This is a genomic window from Listeria immobilis (assembly GCF_014322845.1).
Classification (GTDB): Bacteria; Bacillota; Bacilli; order Lactobacillales; family Listeriaceae; genus Listeria; species Listeria immobilis.
The window spans coordinates 1-21,064 of the sequence record NZ_JAASUA010000003.1 but is presented as its reverse complement, the minus strand read 5'-3'; the positions used below and the strand labels follow the sequence as shown (position 1 = coordinate 21,064).

General features: G+C 38.3%; 21 protein-coding genes and 1 pseudogene. 17 read left to right on the top strand and 5 right to left on the bottom strand.

Annotated elements, in window-relative coordinates; all coding sequences use genetic code 11:
- Positions 1-23: 23 nt before the first annotated feature.
- A pseudogene (locus HCJ45_RS04905) lies at positions 24-209 on the top strand (DUF5626 family protein); the annotation flags it as partial.
- 327 nt (positions 210-536) lie between these two features.
- On the opposite strand, the gene HCJ45_RS04900 reads toward HCJ45_RS04905, so the two are convergent.
- The 3 genes from HCJ45_RS04900 to HCJ45_RS04890 all read right to left on the bottom strand — a co-directional run bounded on the left by HCJ45_RS04900 (position 537) and on the right by HCJ45_RS04890 (position 2,624).
- Positions 537-839, bottom strand: a complete 303-nt coding sequence (locus HCJ45_RS04900) for a PTS sugar transporter subunit IIA (protein ID WP_003722042.1) — start codon at positions 837-839, stop codon at positions 537-539.
- A gap of 36 nt (positions 840-875) precedes the next feature.
- Positions 876-2,183, bottom strand: coding sequence for a PTS sugar transporter subunit IIC (locus tag HCJ45_RS04895; protein ID WP_185348644.1), 1,308 nt, complete (start codon positions 2,181-2,183; stop codon positions 876-878).
- Between the two features lie 135 nt (positions 2,184-2,318).
- Entirely contained in the window at positions 2,319-2,624 is a 306-nt protein-coding gene (locus HCJ45_RS04890) for a PTS sugar transporter subunit IIB (RefSeq protein ID WP_011703328.1), read from the bottom strand.
- A gap of 203 nt (positions 2,625-2,827) precedes the next feature.
- Here HCJ45_RS04890 and HCJ45_RS15080 point away from each other — a divergent pair, with 203 nt between their 5' ends.
- The 16 genes from HCJ45_RS15080 to HCJ45_RS04810 all read left to right on the top strand — a co-directional run bounded on the left by HCJ45_RS15080 (position 2,828) and on the right by HCJ45_RS04810 (position 18,604).
- A complete protein-coding gene (locus HCJ45_RS15080; RefSeq protein WP_311769225.1) occupies positions 2,828-2,968 on the top strand; it encodes a potassium-transporting ATPase subunit F in 141 nt (46 codons plus the stop codon).
- Positions 2,965-4,650, top strand: a complete 1,686-nt coding sequence (kdpA, locus tag HCJ45_RS04880) for a potassium-transporting ATPase subunit KdpA (protein ID WP_185381348.1) — start codon at positions 2,965-2,967, stop codon at positions 4,648-4,650. Before HCJ45_RS15080 ends, kdpA begins: the two co-directional genes overlap by 4 nt.
- Positions 4,651-4,661: 11 nt before the next feature.
- A complete protein-coding gene (gene kdpB / locus HCJ45_RS04875; protein ID WP_187124215.1) occupies positions 4,662-6,707 on the top strand; it encodes a potassium-transporting ATPase subunit KdpB in 2,046 nt (681 codons plus the stop codon).
- A 13-nt stretch (positions 6,708-6,720) separates the two neighbouring features.
- A complete protein-coding gene (locus HCJ45_RS04870; protein ID WP_187124214.1) occupies positions 6,721-7,293 on the top strand; it encodes a potassium-transporting ATPase subunit C in 573 nt (190 codons plus the stop codon).
- Between the two features lie 19 nt (positions 7,294-7,312).
- On the top strand, positions 7,313-10,006 hold the full coding sequence (locus HCJ45_RS04865; RefSeq protein WP_187124213.1) for a sensor histidine kinase: 2,694 nt from the start codon (positions 7,313-7,315) through the stop codon (positions 10,004-10,006).
- Positions 10,003-10,698, top strand: coding sequence for a response regulator (locus HCJ45_RS04860; protein ID WP_185348634.1), 696 nt, complete (start codon positions 10,003-10,005; stop codon positions 10,696-10,698). Before HCJ45_RS04865 ends, HCJ45_RS04860 begins: the two co-directional genes overlap by 4 nt.
- Before the next feature lie 36 nt (positions 10,699-10,734).
- On the top strand, positions 10,735-11,547 hold the full coding sequence (locus HCJ45_RS04855) for an alpha/beta fold hydrolase (protein ID WP_185348633.1): 813 nt from the start codon (positions 10,735-10,737) through the stop codon (positions 11,545-11,547).
- 187 nt (positions 11,548-11,734) lie between these two features.
- Positions 11,735-12,082, top strand: coding sequence for an ArsR/SmtB family transcription factor (locus HCJ45_RS04850; RefSeq protein ID WP_003749815.1), 348 nt, complete (start codon positions 11,735-11,737; stop codon positions 12,080-12,082).
- Entirely contained in the window at positions 12,057-12,425 is a 369-nt protein-coding gene (gene arsD, locus HCJ45_RS04845) for an arsenite efflux transporter metallochaperone ArsD (RefSeq protein ID WP_003749813.1), read from the top strand. Before HCJ45_RS04850 ends, arsD begins: the two co-directional genes overlap by 26 nt.
- Before the next feature lie 45 nt (positions 12,426-12,470).
- Complete coding sequence (gene arsA, locus HCJ45_RS04840; protein ID WP_187124212.1) at positions 12,471-14,195, top strand: arsenical pump-driving ATPase; 1,725 nt, start codon at positions 12,471-12,473, stop codon at positions 14,193-14,195.
- A gap of 65 nt (positions 14,196-14,260) precedes the next feature.
- The gene (gene arsB, locus HCJ45_RS04835; RefSeq protein ID WP_003749809.1) at positions 14,261-15,346 is read left to right on the top strand and encodes an ACR3 family arsenite efflux transporter; all 1,086 of its coding nucleotides are present in this window, start codon (positions 14,261-14,263) and stop codon (positions 15,344-15,346) included.
- Positions 15,343-15,750, top strand: a complete 408-nt coding sequence (arsC, locus tag HCJ45_RS04830) for an arsenate reductase (thioredoxin) (protein ID WP_187124211.1) — start codon at positions 15,343-15,345, stop codon at positions 15,748-15,750. The genes arsB and arsC overlap by 4 nt, the downstream gene beginning before the upstream one ends.
- A 163-nt stretch (positions 15,751-15,913) precedes the next feature.
- The gene (locus HCJ45_RS04825; protein ID WP_120176022.1) at positions 15,914-17,254 is read left to right on the top strand and encodes a Y-family DNA polymerase; all 1,341 of its coding nucleotides are present in this window, start codon (positions 15,914-15,916) and stop codon (positions 17,252-17,254) included.
- 33 nt (positions 17,255-17,287) lie between these two features.
- The gene (locus tag HCJ45_RS04820) at positions 17,288-17,890 is read left to right on the top strand and encodes a hypothetical protein (protein ID WP_003749801.1); all 603 of its coding nucleotides are present in this window, start codon (positions 17,288-17,290) and stop codon (positions 17,888-17,890) included.
- Between the two features lie 16 nt (positions 17,891-17,906).
- A complete protein-coding gene (locus tag HCJ45_RS04815) occupies positions 17,907-18,311 on the top strand; it encodes a hypothetical protein (RefSeq protein WP_003749799.1) in 405 nt (134 codons plus the stop codon).
- Positions 18,308-18,604, top strand: a complete 297-nt coding sequence (locus HCJ45_RS04810; protein WP_003749797.1) for a DUF5960 family protein — start codon at positions 18,308-18,310, stop codon at positions 18,602-18,604. Before HCJ45_RS04815 ends, HCJ45_RS04810 begins: the two co-directional genes overlap by 4 nt.
- A gap of 44 nt (positions 18,605-18,648) precedes the next feature.
- Here the strand turns inward: HCJ45_RS04810 and HCJ45_RS04805 are convergent, their stop codons facing one another.
- Together HCJ45_RS04805 and HCJ45_RS04800 are read right to left on the bottom strand one after the other, a co-directional pair.
- Positions 18,649-19,017 carry a DUF6262 family protein gene (locus HCJ45_RS04805; protein ID WP_014601542.1) on the bottom strand — a complete coding sequence of 123 codons (369 nt, stop codon included), beginning with the start codon at positions 19,015-19,017 and terminating at the stop codon, positions 18,649-18,651.
- A 9-nt stretch (positions 19,018-19,026) separates the two neighbouring features.
- Positions 19,027-21,027: a tyrosine-type recombinase/integrase gene (locus HCJ45_RS04800; protein ID WP_246456476.1), complete on the bottom strand. Its 2,001-nt coding sequence runs from the start codon at positions 21,025-21,027 to the stop codon at positions 19,027-19,029.
- Positions 21,028-21,064: the final 37 nt, after the last annotated feature.

Genomic DNA, 21,064 nt, shown 5'->3' with positions numbered 1-21,064 from the left:
ATTACAAAAAGTTAAATAAAAGAAGTGTTTACAATCCTTGGTATCAATTTTATAGTCCAGGACTTGATGTGAAAAAAACGAAACTTTCAAAAACCAGCTCTGGTTCGAGTGCTAGTTATGTATTTGATTGTAAAAATAGGCTCACTAACTGGAATGTTACATTAAAAGCTTCAGTGAGTGGGAAGAAATTAACAACAAGTTTTAAATAAAGGAGGTAAAATTATGGGATGGATAGCGCCTTATATACCAATTATATTAGAAATTATTTTAATTATTGGTATTGTTTTTGTAGGATTTAAGCTTTATAAAAAATTTCGGTTATCGAAAAAATGAATATAATAACCATCACCATCTGTGTGAGTGGATGCTTTGCTTTTCAGTTAATTTGAAGGGATATTTTACTGTATAAATATGGGAAATACATCATTGTTTGAGCTAAACTTTTCGTGCAGTAGTTTCAGTATGCTCTTAAATGCTATTGTCACAAAAATATAAAAAACCAGCTGTCAGAATAACGACGGCTGGTCTTTTTGGTTTTATTTATTCTTATACAGATCAACAATTTCTTTCGCTAAATCTTTGAAAGTAATTGCATTCATTAAGTGATCTTGTGCGTGAACGAGTAGAAGGGATACTTCTGTTTTTTCGCCACGTGCTTCACCTTGTATAAGTTTTGTTTGAGAATGATGCGCTTCAAGTAGTGCTTGCTCGGCTTGGGCGATTTGTTCGTCTGCTTGAGCAAAATCGCCTTTTTTAGCGGAATCAATTGCTAACATAGCGTCACTTTTGGCATTACCACCGAACACGATCAAGCTCATAATTGTTTGTTCTAAATCCATCTGTACACACGTCCTTAAAGATTTGGTTTTTAAAAATTATTCTGCAGTAACGCCTTCAGCAGCAAGTGCTTCTTTTTCACGACGTAGCTCTTGGATTTGAGCAATTTTCGCGAATGGAAGGAAGATTAGAATAGATAATCCTAAGTTTACAGCTGCAAGTACGCCACCAGCGATACTTTGTGTTGCAAGTGCTCCACCGATAATTGGTGGTGTAGTCCAAGGAGTTACGATAGTACAAGCTGGTACCCAACCAATAGCTGTTGCAATATAAGCTACAGTTACAAGTACAAGTGGTGCCAAGATGTACGGAATGAACATAATTGGATTCAAGACGATTGGAAGACCAAACATCATTGGTTCGTTAATATTGAAAAGTCCTGGTGCTGCAGACAATTTAGAAACTGTCATGTAGGCTTTATGTTTACGAGCTACAATAAAGATAGCAATGATTAAACCGATAGTTGCCCCAGTTCCGCCTAAGTTAACGAAAGAGTCAAAGAAAGGTTTGTTAACGATATAAGGTAGTTCTTTTCCTGCTTCTAATGCTTTTACGTTAGCTTCGATAGCTGGAATGTTAATTGTTTGCATGAATGGGTCGATAATGTTCGCACCGTGCAAACCGAAGAACCAAAGGAATGCAGAAATGAATGCCAATAGAAGTGCTGCTGGCAAGGAGTTCGCAAGACCCATGAACGGTTCCTGTACTAATTCGTAGAAAGAAATAACTAGGTTACTTACACCTGCTGCTTGGAAGAACGCAGTGATAAGACCAAAGATTGATACAGTTATCATCGCAGGGAATAAAGCTGCAAATGAACGAGAAACTGCTGGCGGAACCCCATCAGGCATATTGATAATTAGTTTAGGGCTACCACTTAAGCGAGTGAAAATTTCTGTAGAAAGAATTGCGATAATTAAAGCTAAGAAAAGACCAGTTGATCCAAGGCCACCAGTATTTGGTACGCCGTCTGCACCAGGAGCGATTGCGCCAATAGTGAAGAAAGAAGCAACAGATACTACACCAGAGGATAGAGCATCTTTGTCATATGATTTAGCTAAGTTGTAAGCTACAGTGAAAGCGATGAGTAATGCTAAGATAGCAAAAGTACCGTTCCAAACGTTTTGACCGAATGCTTGCCAAGTTCCTTCACCAAATAAGTTATTCATGAATTTTTGGTATGCTGGAATTGGGAAGTTGTTAATTAATACGGCGAAAGACCCTAGAATCATTAGAGGCATAGTTGTGATAAAACCATCACGAATTGCGACTAAATGACGTTGCCCACCAATTTTGGCTGCATAGGGAATGAAGTATTTCTCCATAAATGCGATAAAACCATTCATTTTTTATTCTCCTTTTTTGAGGTAAAAGTAATAACGTCGGTTAAGATGAACACATAAATTCTAAATCTTGACGTTAATACTATTCCTCTTCATTTTTTTATAATTCTCAGCTAGTTAGCTGTAATTACCCTCTTTTTACTTCATTAAATCTAATGCTTGATCTAAAACTTTGTCGCCTTTCATCATTCCATAGTCAACACTGTTAATAACAGCTAACGGAATACCTTTTGGCTCCAATTTTTTCTTCATGTTTCCTTCTAAGAAACGTACTTGAGGTCCAAGTAATAAAACATCAATTTCATCTAAATGGTTAGCTGCTTCAGCTTCGGCCACTGCAAAGATTTTTGCTTCTAGACCTTTCTCTTCTGCTGCTTTTTCCATTTTAGTAACTAATAAGCTGGTAGACATACCTGCTGAACATACTAGCATGATTGTTTTCATGATTAAATTCCTCCTTCAAATAATTCTTTTAACACTTAGTATATATGCAAGTACTGTGCCAACTTTAAATGGGGCTATAAAAGGGTTTTCATTTCGTAGATTGCTTACACATTGAATTTTAATGTGTGTAATTTCTACACACATTAATTTATTAACGGAATCTTTATGCGTGCGGTTAGAATCTTAACACTGTCTTTATACAAATGTTGTTAGGATTAAGGTTGAAAAGAGTACTTGGAGAGGGTGAACTAAAAATGGGTATTGTTCTAGTTATCGCTGGAATAATTGGTTTGGGTCTGTTGGTATATTTATTTTATGTGTTATTTCGAGGTGAAAATCTATGAAGTATATAGTAATGCAAGATGTGTTCTTCTTAGTTTTACTGCTAATTTTAGCGGTACCTCTTGGGATTTATATGTATAAAGTAATGATTGGTCAAAAGGTGTTTTTATCAAAAGTACTTGAACCAGTAGAACGTCTAGGCTATCGCTTGATGGGAGTTAATGGTGCAGGGATGTCTGCAAAACGTTATGCTCTTTCGGTTCTTGCTTTTAGTGCTATTGGATTTTTATTTATAATGGCCATTTTGATGTTGCAAGGATTTTTGCCGTTAAATCCTGAAGGTATGGATGGGCTTAGTTTTAGTTTGGCGTTTAATACGGCGGCGAGTTTTGTTTCTAATACGAACTGGCAAGCTTATTCTGGTGAAACGGCTTTATCCTATTTCTCTCAGTCTGTTGGTTTAACTGTACAAAATTTTGTTTCAGCAGCGACAGGGATTGCCGTTTTATTTGCAGTTATTCGCGGCTTTATATGGAAGAAAGAGAAAACGGTAGGTAATTTTTGGCAAGATTTATTTAGAGTAACGCTTTATATATTATTACCGCTATCGCTTATTTTAGCGCTTGTTTTAGTATCACAAGGTGTGGTTCAATCATTTGCTGGTTATTCTGTAGTAGAAACGCTTGAAAATGGTGCTAAACAATTAATTCCACTTGGACCAGCAGCAAGCCAAATTGCGATTAAACAGCTTGGAACAAACGGTGGTGGATTTTTTGGTGCGAATTCGGCATTTCCATTTGAAAACCCATCGAGCTTTACTAATTTATTGGAAATGCTTTCGATATTACTTATTCCAGTGGCGCTAATTGTGATGTTTGGTCGAGCTGTAAAAGATAGTAAACAAGGTAGAGCCATTATGTCGGCCATGCTGATTGTTTTTGTTCTCGGCTTACTAGCGATTACTGTTTCAGAACAATTTGCTGGTCCTAGTTATCAAGGTGTTGCCACTTCTGGAAACATGGAAGGGAAGGAAGTGCGATTTGGTGTTGGAAGTTCTGCATTATTTGCTGCTTCCACAACGGCTGCTTCTAATGGTTCCGTGAACGCGATGCATGATAGCTTGACTCCGCTCGGTGGTTTAGTTCCAATGTTCTTTATGCAGCTTGGAGAAGTCATTTTTGGTGGTGTTGGTAGTGGGCTGTATGGAATGATTGCTTTTATTATTTTGACAGTGTTTATAGCTGGATTATTAGTTGGTCGAACCCCAGAATATTTAGGAAAGAAAATTGAACCATCTGACATGAAAATGGTTTGTTTGCTTATTTTGGTTCCACCACTGTTAACTTTATTTGGCACAGCGGTAGCAGTGATGATGCCTAGTGTACAAGCTTCTGTTTCAGCTAGTGGGGCGCATGGATTCTCTGAAGTCCTCTATGCATTTACTTCCATGGGAAATAATAATGGTAGTGCTTTTGGCGGTTTTTCAGCAGACACGACATTTACAAATATAGTTGGTGCAATAATGATGCTTCTTAGCCGTTTTATTCCATTAATTGCGGCGCTTTATTTAGCTCAAAATATGGCAGGGAAAAGTCCGGTTGCAGCTAGCAGTGGGACATTGTCGACAAAAAATGGGATGTTTATTGGTCTTTTAATTGGTGTAGTTATGTTAGTTGGGGCGCTTAGTTTCTTGCCGGCACTTGCACTTGGACCAATTGCGGACTTTTTTACAACTTTCAAATGAGGTGAATAGAAATGATGGAAAAAGATATTTGGAAAGACGCACTAATTCAGTCGGCGAAAAAATTATCTCCAAAGTTGCAAGTGAAAAATCCCGTGATGTTACTTGTTTATGTAGGAGCTATTTTAGCAACGGCGCTTTATTTCCTTGGTTTTTTTGGGATTTCAGATGAAAAATCTGGTTATACATTAGCAATAGCATTAATTTTGTGGTTTACAGTTTTATTTGCGAATTTTGCAGAAGCGATTGCGGAAGGGCGTGGTCGGGCACAAGCGGATAGTCTGAAAATGGCGCGGAAAGACGTATTGGCTCGGAAATTAAAGAAAGTAGAAGATAAAACGGATGTTATCGAAATAGCTTCAAATGATTTAAAAAAAGGCGATATTGTATATGTGCTAGCGAATGAGCAAATACCAATGGATGGAGAAGTTATTGAAGGAGCAGCTTCGGTGGATGAAAGTGCGATAACTGGAGAATCTGCACCAGTAATTCGTGAGTCTGGTGGTGACCGGAGTGCTGTTACTGGTGGAACAACGCTAGTTTCAGATTGGTTAGTTATTCGAGTAACAGCTGTTTCAGGAGAAAGTTTCTTAGATAAAATGATTGCAATGGTAGAAGGCGCTTCACGGAAAAAGACACCAAATGAGATTGCCTTACAAATTTTACTGGTGACACTTTCCATTATTTTTCTAGCGGTTTCTGCCACTTTATTACCTTTTACAGATTTTTCAAGTAAGCAGGCAGGTTCAGGATCAGCAATTTCAATTACAAATGTGATAGCATTACTTGTTTGTTTAGCGCCAACTACAATTGGAGCATTACTTTCATCAATCGGAATTGCTGGTATGAGTCGTTTAAACCAAGCAAACGTCCTTGCGATGAGTGGTCGAGCTATTGAAGCAGCAGGTGATGTAGATGTCCTTTTATTAGATAAAACAGGAACTATTACACTTGGCAATCGAAAAGCCAGTGAGTTTTTGCCAGTCACAGATGTAACAGAACAAGAATTAGCAGATGCAGCCCAGCTTTCGTCTATTGCAGATGAAACGGCGGAAGGGCGAAGTATTGTTGTATTAGCGAAGGAACGATTTGATATTCGCGGACGAGATTTTGCTGAAATGCATGCAGAATTTGTTCCATTTACTGCTGCTACACGAATGAGCGGAATTGATTACCAAGAAAATACGATTCGAAAAGGTGCGGCGGATGCAGTACGTACCTATGTAACAGCAAATGGTGGAACGTATCCAAAAGAATGTGATGAAATTGTAAGCAAGATAGCTAGTGCGGGCGGGACTCCACTGGTTGTTGTTCGAAATAATAAAGTACTGGGCGTCATTTATTTAAAAGATATTGTAAAAAATGGTGTAAAAGAACGTTTTCTTGATTTGCGGAAAATGGGTATTAAAACAATTATGATTACAGGAGATAACCCAATGACTGCAGCCGCAATTGCAGCCGAAGCAGGGGTGGATGACTTTCTCGCAGAAGCAACTCCAGAAGCAAAATTAGAGCTAATTCGTAAATATCAACGTGAAGGTCATTTAGTTGCGATGACGGGTGATGGAACCAATGATGCGCCTGCTCTTGCACAAGCAGATGTGGCGGTTGCTATGAATACAGGAACGCAAGCAGCAAAAGAAGCTGGAAATATGGTGGATCTTGATTCTAGCCCAACAAAGTTAATTGATATCGTTCGAATCGGTAAACAACTTTTAATGACTAGGGGAGCGCTGACTACGTTTAGTGTTGCCAACGATTTAGCAAAATATTTCGCGATAATACCAGTCCTTTTTTACGGGATATTTCCAGAACTTGATGCACTTAATCTTATGAATTTAACGAGTCCAACTAGTGCGATTTTATCCGCGATTATATATAATGCGCTAATAATTATCGTTTTAATTCCATTATCTTTAAAAGGAGTAAAATATCGAGAAATGCCTGCTGGGAAATTGCTTAGCCGAAATATGTTAATTTATGGGCTGGGTGGTTTGATTGCACCTTTTATTGCGATTAAATTAATAGATATGTTATTAACTGTTTTAGGAATTGTATAGGAGGGGAGAAAGTATGAAAATATTTATGCAAATTTGGAAGCCTGCCGTTGTTGCTTTTTTACTTTTGACATTGGTGTGTGGCGTCATTTATCCAGGTGTTGTAACGATTATTGCAGGTGCGGCTTTCCATGATAAAGCAAATGGCAGTATAATAGAAGAGAAGTTAGCGAATGGTCAAACAGCGAAATATGGTTCTAAGGAAATTGGTCAAACATTTTCGCAGCCGGAATACTTGATTGGACGGGCACCGAATGATGGTGTAGCAACAAATCAAAATCCAACCGGTGAGGAACAAAAGAAATTAGTAGAGCAGCGAATTGCTTGGTGGCATAAACTCGATCCAACTAACAATCGTGTTATTCCAATGGATCTTGTAACAGTTTCTGGAAGTGGTGTAGATCCAGATATTTCTAAAGAAGCTGCTGCCTACCAAGTGGACCGGATTTCCAGAGTTCGCGGTATTTCAACTAAAAAAGTAAAAGAAATAATTGAGGAACATACGAGTGAACGATTATTAGGGTTTTGGGGTGAGCCAACTGTCAATGTACTACAAGTTAATTTAGCATTAGACGGTTTGAAAATGTAATTAGTTGGAGGCGAAAAATATGGAGACGAATCGTCCAAGTCCGGATGCGCTCCTGGTGAATTTACAAGAAGAAACAGATTCTTCCACCGGGAAATTAAAAATATATTTTGGGTTTGCGGCAGGTGTTGGGAAGACTTATGCGATGCTAAATGACGCAAAAGATCAGCTTCTTGCGGGTGTGGATGTAGTAGCTGGTTATATTGAGCCGCATGCGAGAGAAGAAACAATTAAAATGTTAGAAGGAATCCCAGTAATTCCGCCAAAAATGGTTAACCATAAAAATATTGCGCTAAAAGAATTTGATTTGGACGAGGCGTTGAAACGAAAGCCAGAACTAATTTTGGTGGATGAACTTGCGCACACTAATGCAGAAGGAGTGCGCAATAAAAAACGTTTTCAGGATGTGGAAGAGCTTCTCCAAGCAGGTATTGATGTATATACTACTGTGAACGTACAGCACATCGAAAGCTTAAATGATATTGTGGAAGGCATTACGAAAGTTGCAGTCCGTGAAACCATTCCAGATTATGTTTTTGATGAGTCTGATCGTGTAAAATTAATTGATATTGAGCCAGATGAACTTTTAAAACGGTTGGAACAAGGTAAAATTTATCAACCAGAACGAGCCTTAACTGCAATGCAAAATTTTTTCACAAGAGAAAATTTAAAATTACTACGTGAAATCGCGATGCGGAAAGCGGCTGACCGAATTAGCCATGAGTATAATCAAACGGGAATTTATCCAGAAAAACGAGCAAGTACTAAATGGTTAGTTTGTATTGGAACGTCTCCCTCTTCTGCTAAACTTATTCGCTGGACTGCTCGGACTGCTGAAGCTTTTAGAGCGCCATGGACAGCGTTATATATCGAAAACGAAGAAAACGATTATATGTCAAAAGAAGAGAAAAAGTGTCTCCGTGAAACAATGGAACTGGCTGAACGACTTGGGGCTGAGATTGTTACGCTTGCAGGTCATGACATTGCGGAAACTGTGGCTGAATACGCACGTCTGGCGGGTGTAACGAATATTGTAGTTGGTAAATCGCGACGTCGTATGGGACTGCGCTCTTTGTTTGAAGATGATTTTGAAGACCAACTTATTACACATCTCGATAACGTAGATATGCATATTATTCCTTCTAGCAATCCACAAACAAAAAAACGACGAATGAAAATACGCTTTAAAAATTTTCTTTCCTGGCATGATATGGCAAAAATGGTTTTACTACTCAGTCTAGCAACAGCGATATGTATTGGACTAAGTGAATTTGGCATCGGGGATCAGAATGTTATTATGGTATATATTTTATCTGTATTAGTTATTTCCCGAGTGACAAGTGGTTATGTATACGGTGTGCTAGGCTCAATTATTGGTGTGATGCTATTTAATTTCTTTTTCACATCACCACTTTATACTTTTAATACAATTCAAGCTGGTTATCCAGTAACATTCGGCATTATGCTGATAGTTGCATTAATTACAAGTGCTTTAACAGTGCGAATAAAAACGCAAGCAAGTTTGGCCGCAGAACGAGAACGTCGAACGGAAGTACTGTATGAAATCAATAAGCGCCTTTTGGTAACACGAAATCTAAAGGGAATTATTGATTTAACTAATGAATATATTTTGCATTTATTTAATCGATCAGTTATTTTTTATTCAACAGATCCAGCTAAAAGTAAGAAAGGGATTTTTGTCCAAGCAGAAGGCAAGGAAGATGCGAGCAAACTCTTAAATTCAGATGAAGAAGCAGTTGCCCACTGGGTTTTTAAAAATAAAAAAAGAGCAGGAGCAGGAACAGATACACTGATGGGAGCATTTGGCTATTATATGCCTGTAATGTCGCAAGGAAAGGTACTTGGAGTGATTGGTATTTCTTGTTCAGCAGAAGATGGAGCACCCACACAAGACAACCGAATTTTCTTACGGATGATTAGTTCTCAAGTAGCTCTTGCTCTAGAACGGCAATATTTATCAGAAGAACAACGCCAAATCATTATTGAATCTGCCAAAGAAAAAATGAGAAGTAATTTGCTTCGAGCGATTTCTCACGACTTACGAACACCATTAACTGGAATAATAGGTGCTAGTTCAGCGCTACTTGCTAAAGAGGCAGAATTAGACAAGGAAACCCAACAAAATTTAATCAGAGGCATTAAAGATGATGCTGGTTGGCTAATTAGAATGGTTGAAAATTTACTTTCCGTTACTCGAATTAGTGAAGGTTTGGTGAGTTTAAAACGAGAGCCAGAAGCTGTAGAAGAAATTATCGGTGAAGCGGTTGGGAGAATTAAAAAACGTTTTTCCAATCGGATAATCCACGTAAAAGTGCCTAATGAATTGCTAATGGTACCTATGGATGGCACACTGATTGAGCAAGTTTTAATTAACTTAATGGAAAATGCCCTACGACATGCAGGAGATAAAGCGGAAGTTTGGGTAGATGTAGTAAAAACAAGAGAAACAGCGATTTTTAGCGTGCGAGATAATGGTGTAGGTATAGATGCCAATCGTTTGCCGGAATTGTTTGATACATTTGCAGTCGAAGCTCGTGAACGTTCGGACATGTCACGCGGGCTTGGACTTGGCTTATCAATTTGTATGTCAATTATTCGAGCGCATGAAGGCACACTAGAAGCTAAAAATAATGAACTCGGTGGTGGAGCGACATTCTGGTTTACTTTACCACTAGATGGAGGAGAGGGAAAATGAACAGTAAGCGACTTGTGTTGATTGTTGAGGATGAAGAAGGCATTAGCAATTTTATCTCTGCTGTATTGACTGCTAGTGACTATGCGGTGATTAAAGCAGTCAATGGAAAAGAAGCGCTTGAACAGACAGCGAGTCATTCACCAGATGTTATTTTATTAGACCTTGGTTTACCTGATATGGAGGGATTAGATGTACTTCGAGCTATTCGTGTCTGGTCTAGAGTTCCGATTATTGTAGTGTCTGCTCGTGATCATGAACGGGAAAAAGTGGCGGCGCTAGACCTTGGCGCGGATGATTATATTACTAAACCATTTGGCACATCTGAACTATTGGCGCGAATTCGAACTGCACTTAGACATATTCAATCTAGTAATAAAGAATCGCTAAACGACCATATAATTCGCATTCAAAACCTTTCTATTGATGATAGTCGCCGCCTTGTTAAAATGGATGACACGGAGATCCATTTTACGCCGATTGAATATAAAATCCTACTACTCTTAGCGCGTCATGCAGGAAAAGTACTTACTCATGACTTTATAATTCGGGAAATCTGGGGACCTTATTCAAGTGAAAATCAAGCACTGCGAGTGAATATGAGTAATATCCGTCGTAAAATCGAAAAAAACCCAGCCGAACCAGCCTATATTTTGACAGAAGTGGGGGTTGGTTACCGGATGGCAGAAGAATAATATGGTATGATAAAAGAAAACGCAAGGAGGAGAAATATGCATAAAACAATCCGTAGCGTAGACGTTTATTATGAAAAATATGGTGAGGGTATTCCAATAATTATGATTCATGGTTTTTCGCCTGATTCACAATTGATGATTGGTTGCATGGAGCCTGTATTTGATGAGAAAAGTCCTTTTTCACGGATTTACTTAGACTTACCAGGAATGGGAAAAACCGAGAATTACGACTCTATTCAAAACGCAGATGAGGTACTTTCACTTTTGTTGGAGTTTATTGAAGCCGTGATTCCAGGGGAGTCATTTTTACTTGCAGGAGAATCTTATGGTGGTTATTTGTCCCGTGGAATTGCTGCTAAAATGCCGGATAGAATACTTGGCGTCTTGCTTATTTGTCCGGTTATTTATCCAGAAAAGGAAAAAAGAACTATTCCAGAACAAAAAGTGATGTATCAGGACACGCCATTTGTTCAGTCGCTATCTAAGGAGGATCAGGCATACTTTTCAAAAAGCGGGGTTATTTTAACTGCTAGAAATTGGAATCGTTTTTTAGCAGAAGTAATGGCTGGAATGATTAACGCCGACGGGGAATTTTTAGACCAGTTGGCAGCAAATTATTCGCTGAGCTTTGATCCAGATGCAAATATTTCCCTTGATGTGCCGGCGTTATTCTTCTTTGGTCGGCAAGATGATCATGTTGGATATGCGGATGGGCTTTCTTTGCTTGAAAAATATCCACATGCTTCTTTCGCAATTCTTGATTTTGCTGGACATAATTTACAAATTGAACAACCAGAAATTTTTACAACGATGGTGCGCGAATTTTTATTTCGGGTAAAGCCTGAATAGCTATCCTTTATGTCCACCAACCATTTCAGAACTTATCAATACCAAATTTGAAGAAAGTCGATAATACTAGGCTTTGCAGTAGGCTGAACATATCCATTCTATGAAAAAAGACAGAAACGATTGACAGTATATAGATGATCGTCTATATTGTATACATAGATGAACTTCTATGTAAGGAGGAAAACAAATGAATTACGATGAAATGTCGGTCATGCTGAAAGCCCTGGCAGATCCTAAACGATTAAAAATTATTGATATGCTGTCTTGTGGCAGTTTATGTGCGTGTGATATCTTAGCTCACTTTGACTTTACTCAACCAACGCTTTCCCATCATATGAAGGTTTTGGAAAAAGCAGGTGTTGTCTTGGTGACTAAAGAAGGTCAATGGCACCACTATCAATTAACCGAAAGCTTTGTAGATAAATTTATGGGTTCAATGATGCATTTATTTTCTGATGAAGATGAATGTGTTTGCCACAATAAAAACTGTAGTTGTAAAGGAGAAAAGAATGATGAAAAAATTGGAACTATTTGAACCGGCGATGTGTTGTTCAACTGGCGTTTGCGGACCATCTGTTGATGAAGAATTACTGATGGTTACCTCAGTCTTCGAGACGTTTGAGGGATTAGACTCTATTGAAGCATCACGTCACAACTTAACAAGTGACCCAGATGCCTTTGTTAACCACCCGACCATCTTGAAATTACTTCAAGAAAAAGGCAACGACATTTTACCGGTTACTCTATTAGATGGTGAAGTTGTAAAAGAAGCTGCTTATCCTACCTTAGAAGAATTCGGTAAATATGCAGAAGTTCAATTTGTCACACAAGCTGCCAACAATTCTGGCGGATGCTGCGGAGGCGAAGGCTGTTGCTAAACAGCCTTTTCCTAAGCCATGATTTATAAAAGGAGGAAACAAAAAATGATTCAATACCTTCCCGAGCGAATGGGATTAACCAAATATCTATTCTTTACTGGAAAAGGCGGTGTGGGTAAAACAACAACTGCTTGTGCTACGGCCACTTCGTTGGCCCAAGACAATAAAAAAGTTATGCTGGTAAGCACCGATCCGGCTTCTAATTTACAAGATGTTTTCCAAACACCCTTAACCAATAAGCCAACACCGATTGAAGGAATCGACAATCTTCAAGTAGCTAACTTTGATCCGATTACGGCTGCGGCAGAATATAAAGAAAGTATCGTTGGCCCTTACCGTGGAATACTTCCAGACAGTGCATTAGCGAACATGGAAGAGCAGCTATCTGGTTCCTGTACAGTAGAAATTGCGGCTTTCAATGAGTTTGCCAATTTTTTGACTGATCCTGAAGTTGCCGATCAGTTTGATTATGTCATTTTTGATACTGCACCGACGGGGCACACATTGCGTATGCTACAGCTGCCTTCTGCTTGGAATAATTATCTGGATGAAAATACCACCGGTGTTTCTTGCTTAGGTCAGTTATCAGGACTAGGCGATAAAAAAGATATGTACGAAAAAGCAGTAGAAACGTTAACAGACGCTGAACAAACAACCTTAATTCTAGTTACTCGCCCACAAAAAGCACCACTGATTGAAGCTGAGCGTGCTTCAGAAGAGCTGAGAAAATTAGGGATTCAAAATCAAAAATTGGTTGTGAATGGGTTGCTGGAAGTCCATGATGACGAAATTTCTCAACTTATCTATCAAGAACAGACGCATGATCTAGAGAATATGCCAGAACCACTAAAAGACTTTGATACCTTCTATATCCCACTACGGCCTTACAATGTGACTGGTATTGATAAGCTTCAAATACTATTAAGTGATCAACAGCCTGCACTTGAAGAACAAGAAAAAGAAGTGACGGATTTTCCGAATTTAGATACAGTTGTAAAAGAATTTATCCGTTCAAATAAGAAAATTATCTTTACAATGGGTAAAGGCGGCGTTGGTAAGACAACTGTAGCGATCAAGATTGCTAAAAAGTTGGCCCAGGAAGGCAAAAAAGTCCATTTAGCGACAACTGATCCGGCGGATCATTTAAACATGTTCATTTCGGATGATTTACCAATCTCTATTAGCCATATCGATGAAGAAAAAGAATTGGCTGATTATAAAGAAGAGGTCTTGTCCAAAGCAAGAGCTACTATGAATGACGATGATGTAGCTTACGTTGAAGAAGATCTGCGTTCTCCATGTACCCAGGAAATTGCAGTATTCCGTGCCTTTGCTGAAATTGTTGACAAGTCTGATGATGAAATTGTCGTGATTGATACGGCACCGACCGGTCATACTTTACTGTTGTTGGATTCGACTCAAAGCTATGCTCGGGAAGTGGAAAGAAGTTCTGGTGAAGTTCCAGTCTCTATTCAAAAACTTTTGCCGCGCCTTCAAAATTCTGATGACACGGAAGTGTTGATGGTTACTTTACCTGAAACAACACCGGTTTATGAATCCATGCGTTTAGATGAAGATTTGGATCGGGCAAAGATTTCCCATACCTGGTGGCTGGTTAACCAAAGCATGTATGCAGCTGATACACAAAATGATGTATTAAAAGCTCGTTCTTTCAATGAATTAGAATGGATTGAAAAAGTTGCGGAGCTTTCCAATGGCAAGTTTGCTGTTGAAGAATGGCAACCAGACTTTAGCCCTGTTGGGGTATAAAATTTTTTGGCCAATACATAGAAAACTATCTATGTATTGGCTGATATTGATGATGGAGGGTTCAAATGGAAAACACAGAGAAACAAGGATTAGGTGTTTTTGAGAAGTATCTAACCTTGTGGGTAGTCATATGTATGGCACTAGGAATTTCAATCGGAAAGTTTTTACCAGTAATTCCCGCAACACTTAGCCAGTTCGAATATTACAACGTTTCTATTCCTACAGCTATCTTAATTTGGTTAATGATTTTCCCAATGATGTTGAAAATCGACTTTGGCAGTATTGTTAACGTGTCAAAAAAGCCCAAAGGATTGATTGTCACTTGCGTAACTAATTGGCTGATAAAGCCATTCACTATGTACGCGATTGCTGCTTTTTTCTTTTATGTAGTGTTTAAAAGTTGGATACCGTTAGACTTGGCAAAAGAATATGTTGCCGGAGCGGTTATTCTAGGAGCCGCCCCATGTACCGCAATGGTCTTTGTTTGGAGTCACCTCACCAAAGGTGATGCTGCCTATACTTTGGTTCAAGTAGCGGTGAATGATCTAATTATCTTAATTTTGTTTGCGCCAATTGTCGCTTTTTTACTAGGTGTTGATAATGTAGTCGTTCCAATGGCAACTTTGCTATTATCCACTGTTCTTTTCGTAGTAGTTCCCTTATTCTTAGGCTTCCTTACTCGCTCATTGATTATTAAAAGGAAAGGCTTAGCTTACTTTGAAACAGTCTTTTTAAAGAAATTTGATTCCGTAACGATCATTGGATTACTGTTGACACTAATCATTATCTTTTCTTTTCAAGGGCAGAAAATATTAGCCAATCCGCTACACATTTTATTGATTGCGATCCCTTTAACAATTCAGACATTACTTATCTTTTCAATTGCTTATGGTTGGGCAAGATTGTGGAAACTCCCCCATTCTATTGCGTCACCTGCCGGAATGATCGGTGCGAGTAATTTCTTTGAATTAGCAGTTGCGGTAGCTATTTCATTATTTGGGCTCCAGTCAGGAGCGACTTTAGCCACAGTAGTGGGTGTACTAGTAGAAGTACCAGTTATGCTTTTATTGGTTAAGATAGCCAATAATACGAAACATTGGTTTCCTAATGATACTGAACAAACAGCACGTCTTAGAGGTGAAAATATATGAAAAAAATCTATTTTCTTTGTACAGGAAACTCTTGTAGAAGTCAGATGGCTGAAGGGTATGCGCATAAGCTCTTACCAAAAAGTCAATTTGAAATTAGAAGTGCCGGAATAGAAACGCACGGTCTGAATCCAAAAGTCGTAAAAGTGATGGCTGAAGACGGGATTGATATTTCTGAACAAACGTCAGATTTGCTTGATATGAGCTATTTTAATAAAGCTGATCTAATCGTCACTCTTTGCGGGGATGCGAAAGATAAATGTCCGGTAATTCCCAAAGGGAAAGAACATTTTCATTGGAACTTATCGGACCCTGCCAAAGCATCCGGTAGTGAGGAAGAGATTTTAGCGCAGTTTAGAAAAACTAGAGACTTAATTAAAAGAAATGTTCTAGCCATAAAAAATTAGTTTCACTTTAAAAGATGCCATTAGCACTAGTCCGTAGCTGCTGGCATCTTTTTTGTGGTGTGAATAACGAGATTTTCTTGACTTAGGGGAGTAAATCAAGGTACTATAATAACGAACATGTGTTCTTTTTGGAGAAAATACTTAGTTTGATAAGGTGATTATGATGAACTTTAACTATGATTTAGAACCCACTGGTGACTATGCCTTTATCGATATGAAATCTTTTTACGCCAGCTGTGAGCTGGTAGCGCGGGGGCGCCACCCCTTAAAGGACCTTTTGGTTGTAATGAGTCAGGCGGATAATACTTCTGGTTTAATTTTGGCCAGCAGTCCGATGGCGAAGAAAGCGTTTGGAATCAGTAATGTCACAAGATCTTGGGAACTACCTACGGTAGAGGAAAATCCAATGATGAAAAAACTTATCGTAGCTCCTCCTAGAATGCGTTATTACATAGTGGAAAACCTAAAAATTCAAAAAATCGTTCGCAAGTACGCAGCGGATGAAGACATTATGTGGTACTCCATCGATGAAGGGGTTGTTGAACTAACCCACAGTTTAAACTACTTTGTACCAGACAAAAGTTTAACTAGGAAAGAAAAACTAAATATTGTCAGCCAAATGATCCAAAAAGATATCTTGAGAGAAACTGGGATTTATTCTACCGTTGGTATGTCAAACAGTAATCCCTTACTTGCTAAACTGGCGCTGGACAACGAGGCTAAAAGCACAGTAAATATGCGGGCTTCTTGGAACTATTCCGATGTAGAAACAAAGGTTTGGGCTATGCCTGAGATTAGCGACTTTTGGGGGATTGGTCACCGTATGAAGCAAAACCTGTATAATATGGGTGTCTCCACAATCTATGATTTGGCTCATGCTACGCCTTACCGATTAAAAGAAAAATTTGGGGTAATCGGTTTGCAGCTGTACCATCATGCCAATGGCATTGATCGGACAAAAATCCAAGAACGCTATGTCCCCAAGTCTGAAAATCTAGGAAACAGTCAAATTTTACCACGATACTACAAGGGTGATGAAATGCCTTTGGTGATTCGGGAAATGGCCGAACAGGTTGCTATTCGTTTGCGCCGCAGACAAGCTAAAACTTCAACGGTCAATTTATCAATTGGTTATTCTAAGGACGAATTAGAGAAAGGATTTAGCCGGCAACTAAAGATTACCCCTACTGATAACACTGACAAGTTAGCTGGACACCTATTGTATTTATTCAATAAATTTTATACCGGCTGTCTAGTTAGAAATATCGGTGTGTCTTATTCAGGACTGCTTTATCATGCAGGAAGCCAACTAAACCTGTTCGAAGAACCGGAAGAACAGATTAAAAATGAGAAGCTGGATCAAATAATGGATCAGATCAGAGAAAAGTATGGCTTTGTCTCAATTGTCCGTGCAAGTTCTACTTTAGAACACGCTAGGAGCTTGAGTCAAGCGAATTTGGTGGGAGGTCATGCTGGCGGTGCCGGTGGTTTGGATGGCTTGTAGTCACTATAAAACTGTAGAAAGAGTACCTAACCTATGAATGAACTACTTTTTATTAAAGAGAACTTCAATGTTGTTTCTATTTCATTTATGAGAAATGGTGAGATTCAGAAAAAACTGTATGATTGGTATTTACCCTATGATTACTTAGGAAAAATCCACCTTCATACGAAAGCCACGATCACTATCAATGGATGGAAAAAGAAAGTCTTCATTGCTAACCTTTCTTATCATCCAAAGGCAAAAATGTTGTACAAACCATTTCCGTTGGTTCCCAGCCAACAACCGAGTTGGCAGATTCAACTCATTTGCCAACTAATGAATTACTATGGGATTAAATACGACCGTGAAAGGATGTTCAAGGGTCTTACTACTATTGAAAATAGACCACTACGTGTTGATGTAGCTTTCCAAAAATCCAATCAGTGGCACATCATTGAGTATCACGGTACACACCATTACTTCAAACGAGGTTGCAGTACAAAGAGATTTCAAAATATCCTAAGAAACATGGAAATCAAGCGGCAGTGGTGTAGGAAAAACAACGTTCGTTATTTGGAAATTCCTTTTTTTAGACAAAATGATATTCAGGAAATGGTAGAAACTTTTTTGGAAACTCCGTTTCCTGAAGAGGTTTAGTGGAGGTGTTTAAAACATGGGAGAATCATTTATGTCTTATCATCCTGATCCACTTATTCGCGACTACGATGATCGAGGAATGGCAAAGTGGATGGGCTTTTATTTAAGTGAACATACCGCAGAAATGGATATTGAAAAAAAGGGAAGAAATACATTTTGGTCTAGGAAACCGAAGATGAGCGAAACGGAAATCTCAGAAATGCTAGAATCCTCTTATACTACCAGAGATGTTGTTGAAATTCAGCTTAGCGAGCTGAATACTGAAGGAAATGCTTATGCAGATATTATCGGAGTTGTCGAAGGTTTCAGGGACACAAGTATTTTTGTCTCACATCCAGATACTGGAATTCAAGTTATTCCCAGTAATTCAATCAATCATATTCGTATGATCAATCCAAATAAGTGGAGTGATCTTTCATGACGTTGAATGTGGAAGGTGCTGAATTTGACTACCATACTGAAAACTCAGAAAAATTGACAAAAGACTTTTTGAACTTCGTTCTGATAGATGTGCCTTTTTTTGCATTACAAGACGAACTGCTCTATTTGATGAATAAGAGAAATATTACCCGGTTTAGGATACCTAGCTATATGACAGTAGACAGTAAAGACCATATTTTTTACTTTCAACTTAGAACAGTAGAAGGAAACGATCTTTTAAGGATATACCGATACCTTGGAATGGACTTGGAAAAGAAAGGGTTGAACTCGTAACAGCACATTTTTCAATGCTGCGAGTTCAACCCTTTTAAATTGATTTAGTCAGTATTTTCAAAAACTTGGCCGTATATATGCTTGATTTTAAGTTTCAGTTCTTTGTTCTCTGTTTCTAGCGTTTGAATCTTTCGCTTTAAGGATTGAATCACACTAGTATCCTGCTCTTTTTTTACTTTTTGCGTATAACTCTTTCCTAAAGACACCTCACGGAAAATAATTATTCGATCTTTTACTTCTGGAATTGAATACAGTGTCGATTTCCCAACACCAGATTGTTTTGCTATCCTCGAGAAATTAATAGGCTGCTTTGTTGCTTCAAGATAGTAAATAGCTTGTTCAACTTTTTCAAGAGTTTCGGCACGTCTTTTCTTGTGTAACATCTTCAGATGTTTCCTTTGATCAAAGGTCATAATTTTCTCCTAATCTGTCCGGTTTGATCTTCCATAGATAATACTTCCTTGCGTGATTTTGCGTTCAATATCAGTGTATTTTTCTAGAAGATGCTCATTTTTTTCAACTAGATCCATTCGCCCATTGCTCTTTAAAAGTTCGATCGTTTTTGTCATGGTCTTTATGTGCAACTGATATTTTTCATTATCTAAATCAGATAAACCGATAGCTAAATCCTTACATGGATTCCCATTATTACAGCTTAAACAAGGTGGTTCATTAATAAACGGACACTTCCCATTTAAACGAGCCATACAAGTCCCGTAGGGATTATCGATAGCGTTCAATTTGTGATTCTGCCAAAGAGAATCAAGATTCTCTTTATTCAACTGATCCGGTTCTATTTTTTGCAATAAACCATTTTGACTAAACTCGAATGTGCCACTTGCTAGAACTTTTTCGAATTCTTTTCTTTTATTGTCATCAGAATACCTTGCATAGACCATCGTCATTTCTGGGGATGCGTGGGCCAATAGTTCTTGGACTGTTAAAATATCCGCTCCATTATTCAGTAATTTAACAGCGTAGGTATGACGAAATTCATGCATTCGGAAATGATAAATTTCTCCATCTTCACCAGCAATATTTTGTTTAATTGCCAAAGTATTCAATTCTTCTCTTACAAAGCCTTGCGTAAAAGGACGTCCTTTTCTAGTTCCAGATAAACGTGGAAATAAGTATCTCTTAGGATTATTGTCCATATTTGTTTCTAGCTCACATCTCTTCGCTAAAAAGGTGATAATGTCAGCTATGCGGGTATCAATTGGTATCCGATGGTTATGCACTTTTGTTTTTGAAATGTCTAGTTGCAGATAGGGACTCTCGTTGACAGTTATCAAACACTTATTTGTTAAGGTAAGAACGTCAGATATCCTCAGACCTGTTTTGAACGTAATCCAGACAATTGGAATGACCTCTGGATGTAAATAATTTAGATTGCTGAAAAGTTGCTCTAAGACGCTATCAGGGATACTATTAACCTGTCTGTGTTGAGTATATTTAGGGAAATCACCAGGATTAATTAGTTGCCGGATCGATTTTCTAGGTGCTTCTTTATGTTCAAGTAATTGTAATTCTTCCAAGAATTTTTGTAGTACTCCCATGCAACGATTCAGGTGATTCTCCAATCCTTTGCGATTATTCTCTGCATAATAACAACGCGTCCACTCAATAAAGGCTAGTATATCTTTTCTTTCAAGATTACGAATAGCCTTTTTTTCAGTCCCTGTCGGTGAAATGATGTTAAAAAAGCGGCTGAGTATTCTAGAGTATGCTTGCGCACTATGCCAGCTCATGTGCCGTTTACCTAAAAGCCGATCTTTTATATAATCTTTTGCCATTTGTTTTAACTCGTTATTTTCAATGCTATCAAAGCGAACAAATCCTTGCGGACTTGATTTATGGTACTCAAAATCAAAGCTATCTTGGAAGTCTTTTAAACGCCATACATCTCTTACCCATAATGGACGATCGTCCAAGTAGTGCATGATTGAATTGTAGGCTGATCTGAGGAAGGCTGCTGTTCTAACTTTTCTAATTTCTACGGGACGACCATGTCTAAATTTTTTTTCTTCCGTTACTTCAATTCCTGTTTCACGTAACCAGGCAATATATTGTTCTTCAGCTTTATCAATATCTAGTTCTTTTAACGAGCTGGATTCAGGATAGAACAATTGCATAAAATTAATAACTCGATAACGATGCGTGTGCTTTTGAAAGCTGGAGTAAGCTGTCCACTCATCATTGAATATTTTCAACTTGTATAGACATTTCAACTCTAGATTTATGATAGGGTGAACCGAATTAAATGTTATTATGAATATATGATTGACCGGATTTTCTCTATACTCCGTTAGGCGTTCACGGAATTGCGGAATATTGACAAAAAAATCAAGTTTCCAAATATCATTTACTAAAAGATAGTCATCTTTGTTAAACGCAACTGAAAAAGGGGCCATCGGATGATTCAAAAAGGGGCCAAAAAATTATTTTAGCCAATTCTTGGTA

Excerpts from the sequence above, each read along its gene's own strand:
- HCJ45_RS04900 (WP_003722042.1), bottom strand. The coding sequence starts at position 839 with ATGGATTTAGAACAAACAATTATGAGCTTGATCGTGTTCGGTGGTAAT.
- HCJ45_RS04895 (WP_185348644.1), bottom strand. The coding sequence starts at position 2,183 with ATGAATGGTTTTATCGCATTTATGGAGAAATACTTCATTCCCTATGCA.
- HCJ45_RS04890 (WP_011703328.1), bottom strand. The coding sequence starts at position 2,624 with ATGAAAACAATCATGCTAGTATGTTCAGCAGGTATGTCTACCAGCTTA.
- HCJ45_RS15080 (WP_311769225.1), top strand. The coding sequence starts at position 2,828 with ATGTTGTTAGGATTAAGGTTGAAAAGAGTACTTGGAGAGGGTGAACTA.
- kdpA (WP_185381348.1), top strand. The coding sequence starts at position 2,965 with ATGAAGTATATAGTAATGCAAGATGTGTTCTTCTTAGTTTTACTGCTA.
- kdpB (WP_187124215.1), top strand. The coding sequence starts at position 4,662 with ATGATGGAAAAAGATATTTGGAAAGACGCACTAATTCAGTCGGCGAAA.
- HCJ45_RS04870 (WP_187124214.1), top strand. The coding sequence starts at position 6,721 with ATGAAAATATTTATGCAAATTTGGAAGCCTGCCGTTGTTGCTTTTTTA.
- HCJ45_RS04865 (WP_187124213.1), top strand. The coding sequence starts at position 7,313 with ATGGAGACGAATCGTCCAAGTCCGGATGCGCTCCTGGTGAATTTACAA.
- HCJ45_RS04860 (WP_185348634.1), top strand. The coding sequence starts at position 10,003 with ATGAACAGTAAGCGACTTGTGTTGATTGTTGAGGATGAAGAAGGCATT.
- HCJ45_RS04855 (WP_185348633.1), top strand. The coding sequence starts at position 10,735 with ATGCATAAAACAATCCGTAGCGTAGACGTTTATTATGAAAAATATGGT.
- HCJ45_RS04850 (WP_003749815.1), top strand. The coding sequence starts at position 11,735 with ATGAATTACGATGAAATGTCGGTCATGCTGAAAGCCCTGGCAGATCCT.
- arsD (WP_003749813.1), top strand. The coding sequence starts at position 12,057 with ATGATGAAAAAATTGGAACTATTTGAACCGGCGATGTGTTGTTCAACT.
- arsA (WP_187124212.1), top strand. The coding sequence starts at position 12,471 with ATGATTCAATACCTTCCCGAGCGAATGGGATTAACCAAATATCTATTC.
- arsB (WP_003749809.1), top strand. The coding sequence starts at position 14,261 with ATGGAAAACACAGAGAAACAAGGATTAGGTGTTTTTGAGAAGTATCTA.
- arsC (WP_187124211.1), top strand. The coding sequence starts at position 15,343 with ATGAAAAAAATCTATTTTCTTTGTACAGGAAACTCTTGTAGAAGTCAG.
- HCJ45_RS04825 (WP_120176022.1), top strand. The coding sequence starts at position 15,914 with ATGAACTTTAACTATGATTTAGAACCCACTGGTGACTATGCCTTTATC.
- HCJ45_RS04820 (WP_003749801.1), top strand. The coding sequence starts at position 17,288 with ATGAATGAACTACTTTTTATTAAAGAGAACTTCAATGTTGTTTCTATT.
- HCJ45_RS04815 (WP_003749799.1), top strand. The coding sequence starts at position 17,907 with ATGGGAGAATCATTTATGTCTTATCATCCTGATCCACTTATTCGCGAC.
- HCJ45_RS04810 (WP_003749797.1), top strand. The coding sequence starts at position 18,308 with ATGACGTTGAATGTGGAAGGTGCTGAATTTGACTACCATACTGAAAAC.
- HCJ45_RS04805 (WP_014601542.1), bottom strand. The coding sequence starts at position 19,017 with ATGACCTTTGATCAAAGGAAACATCTGAAGATGTTACACAAGAAAAGA.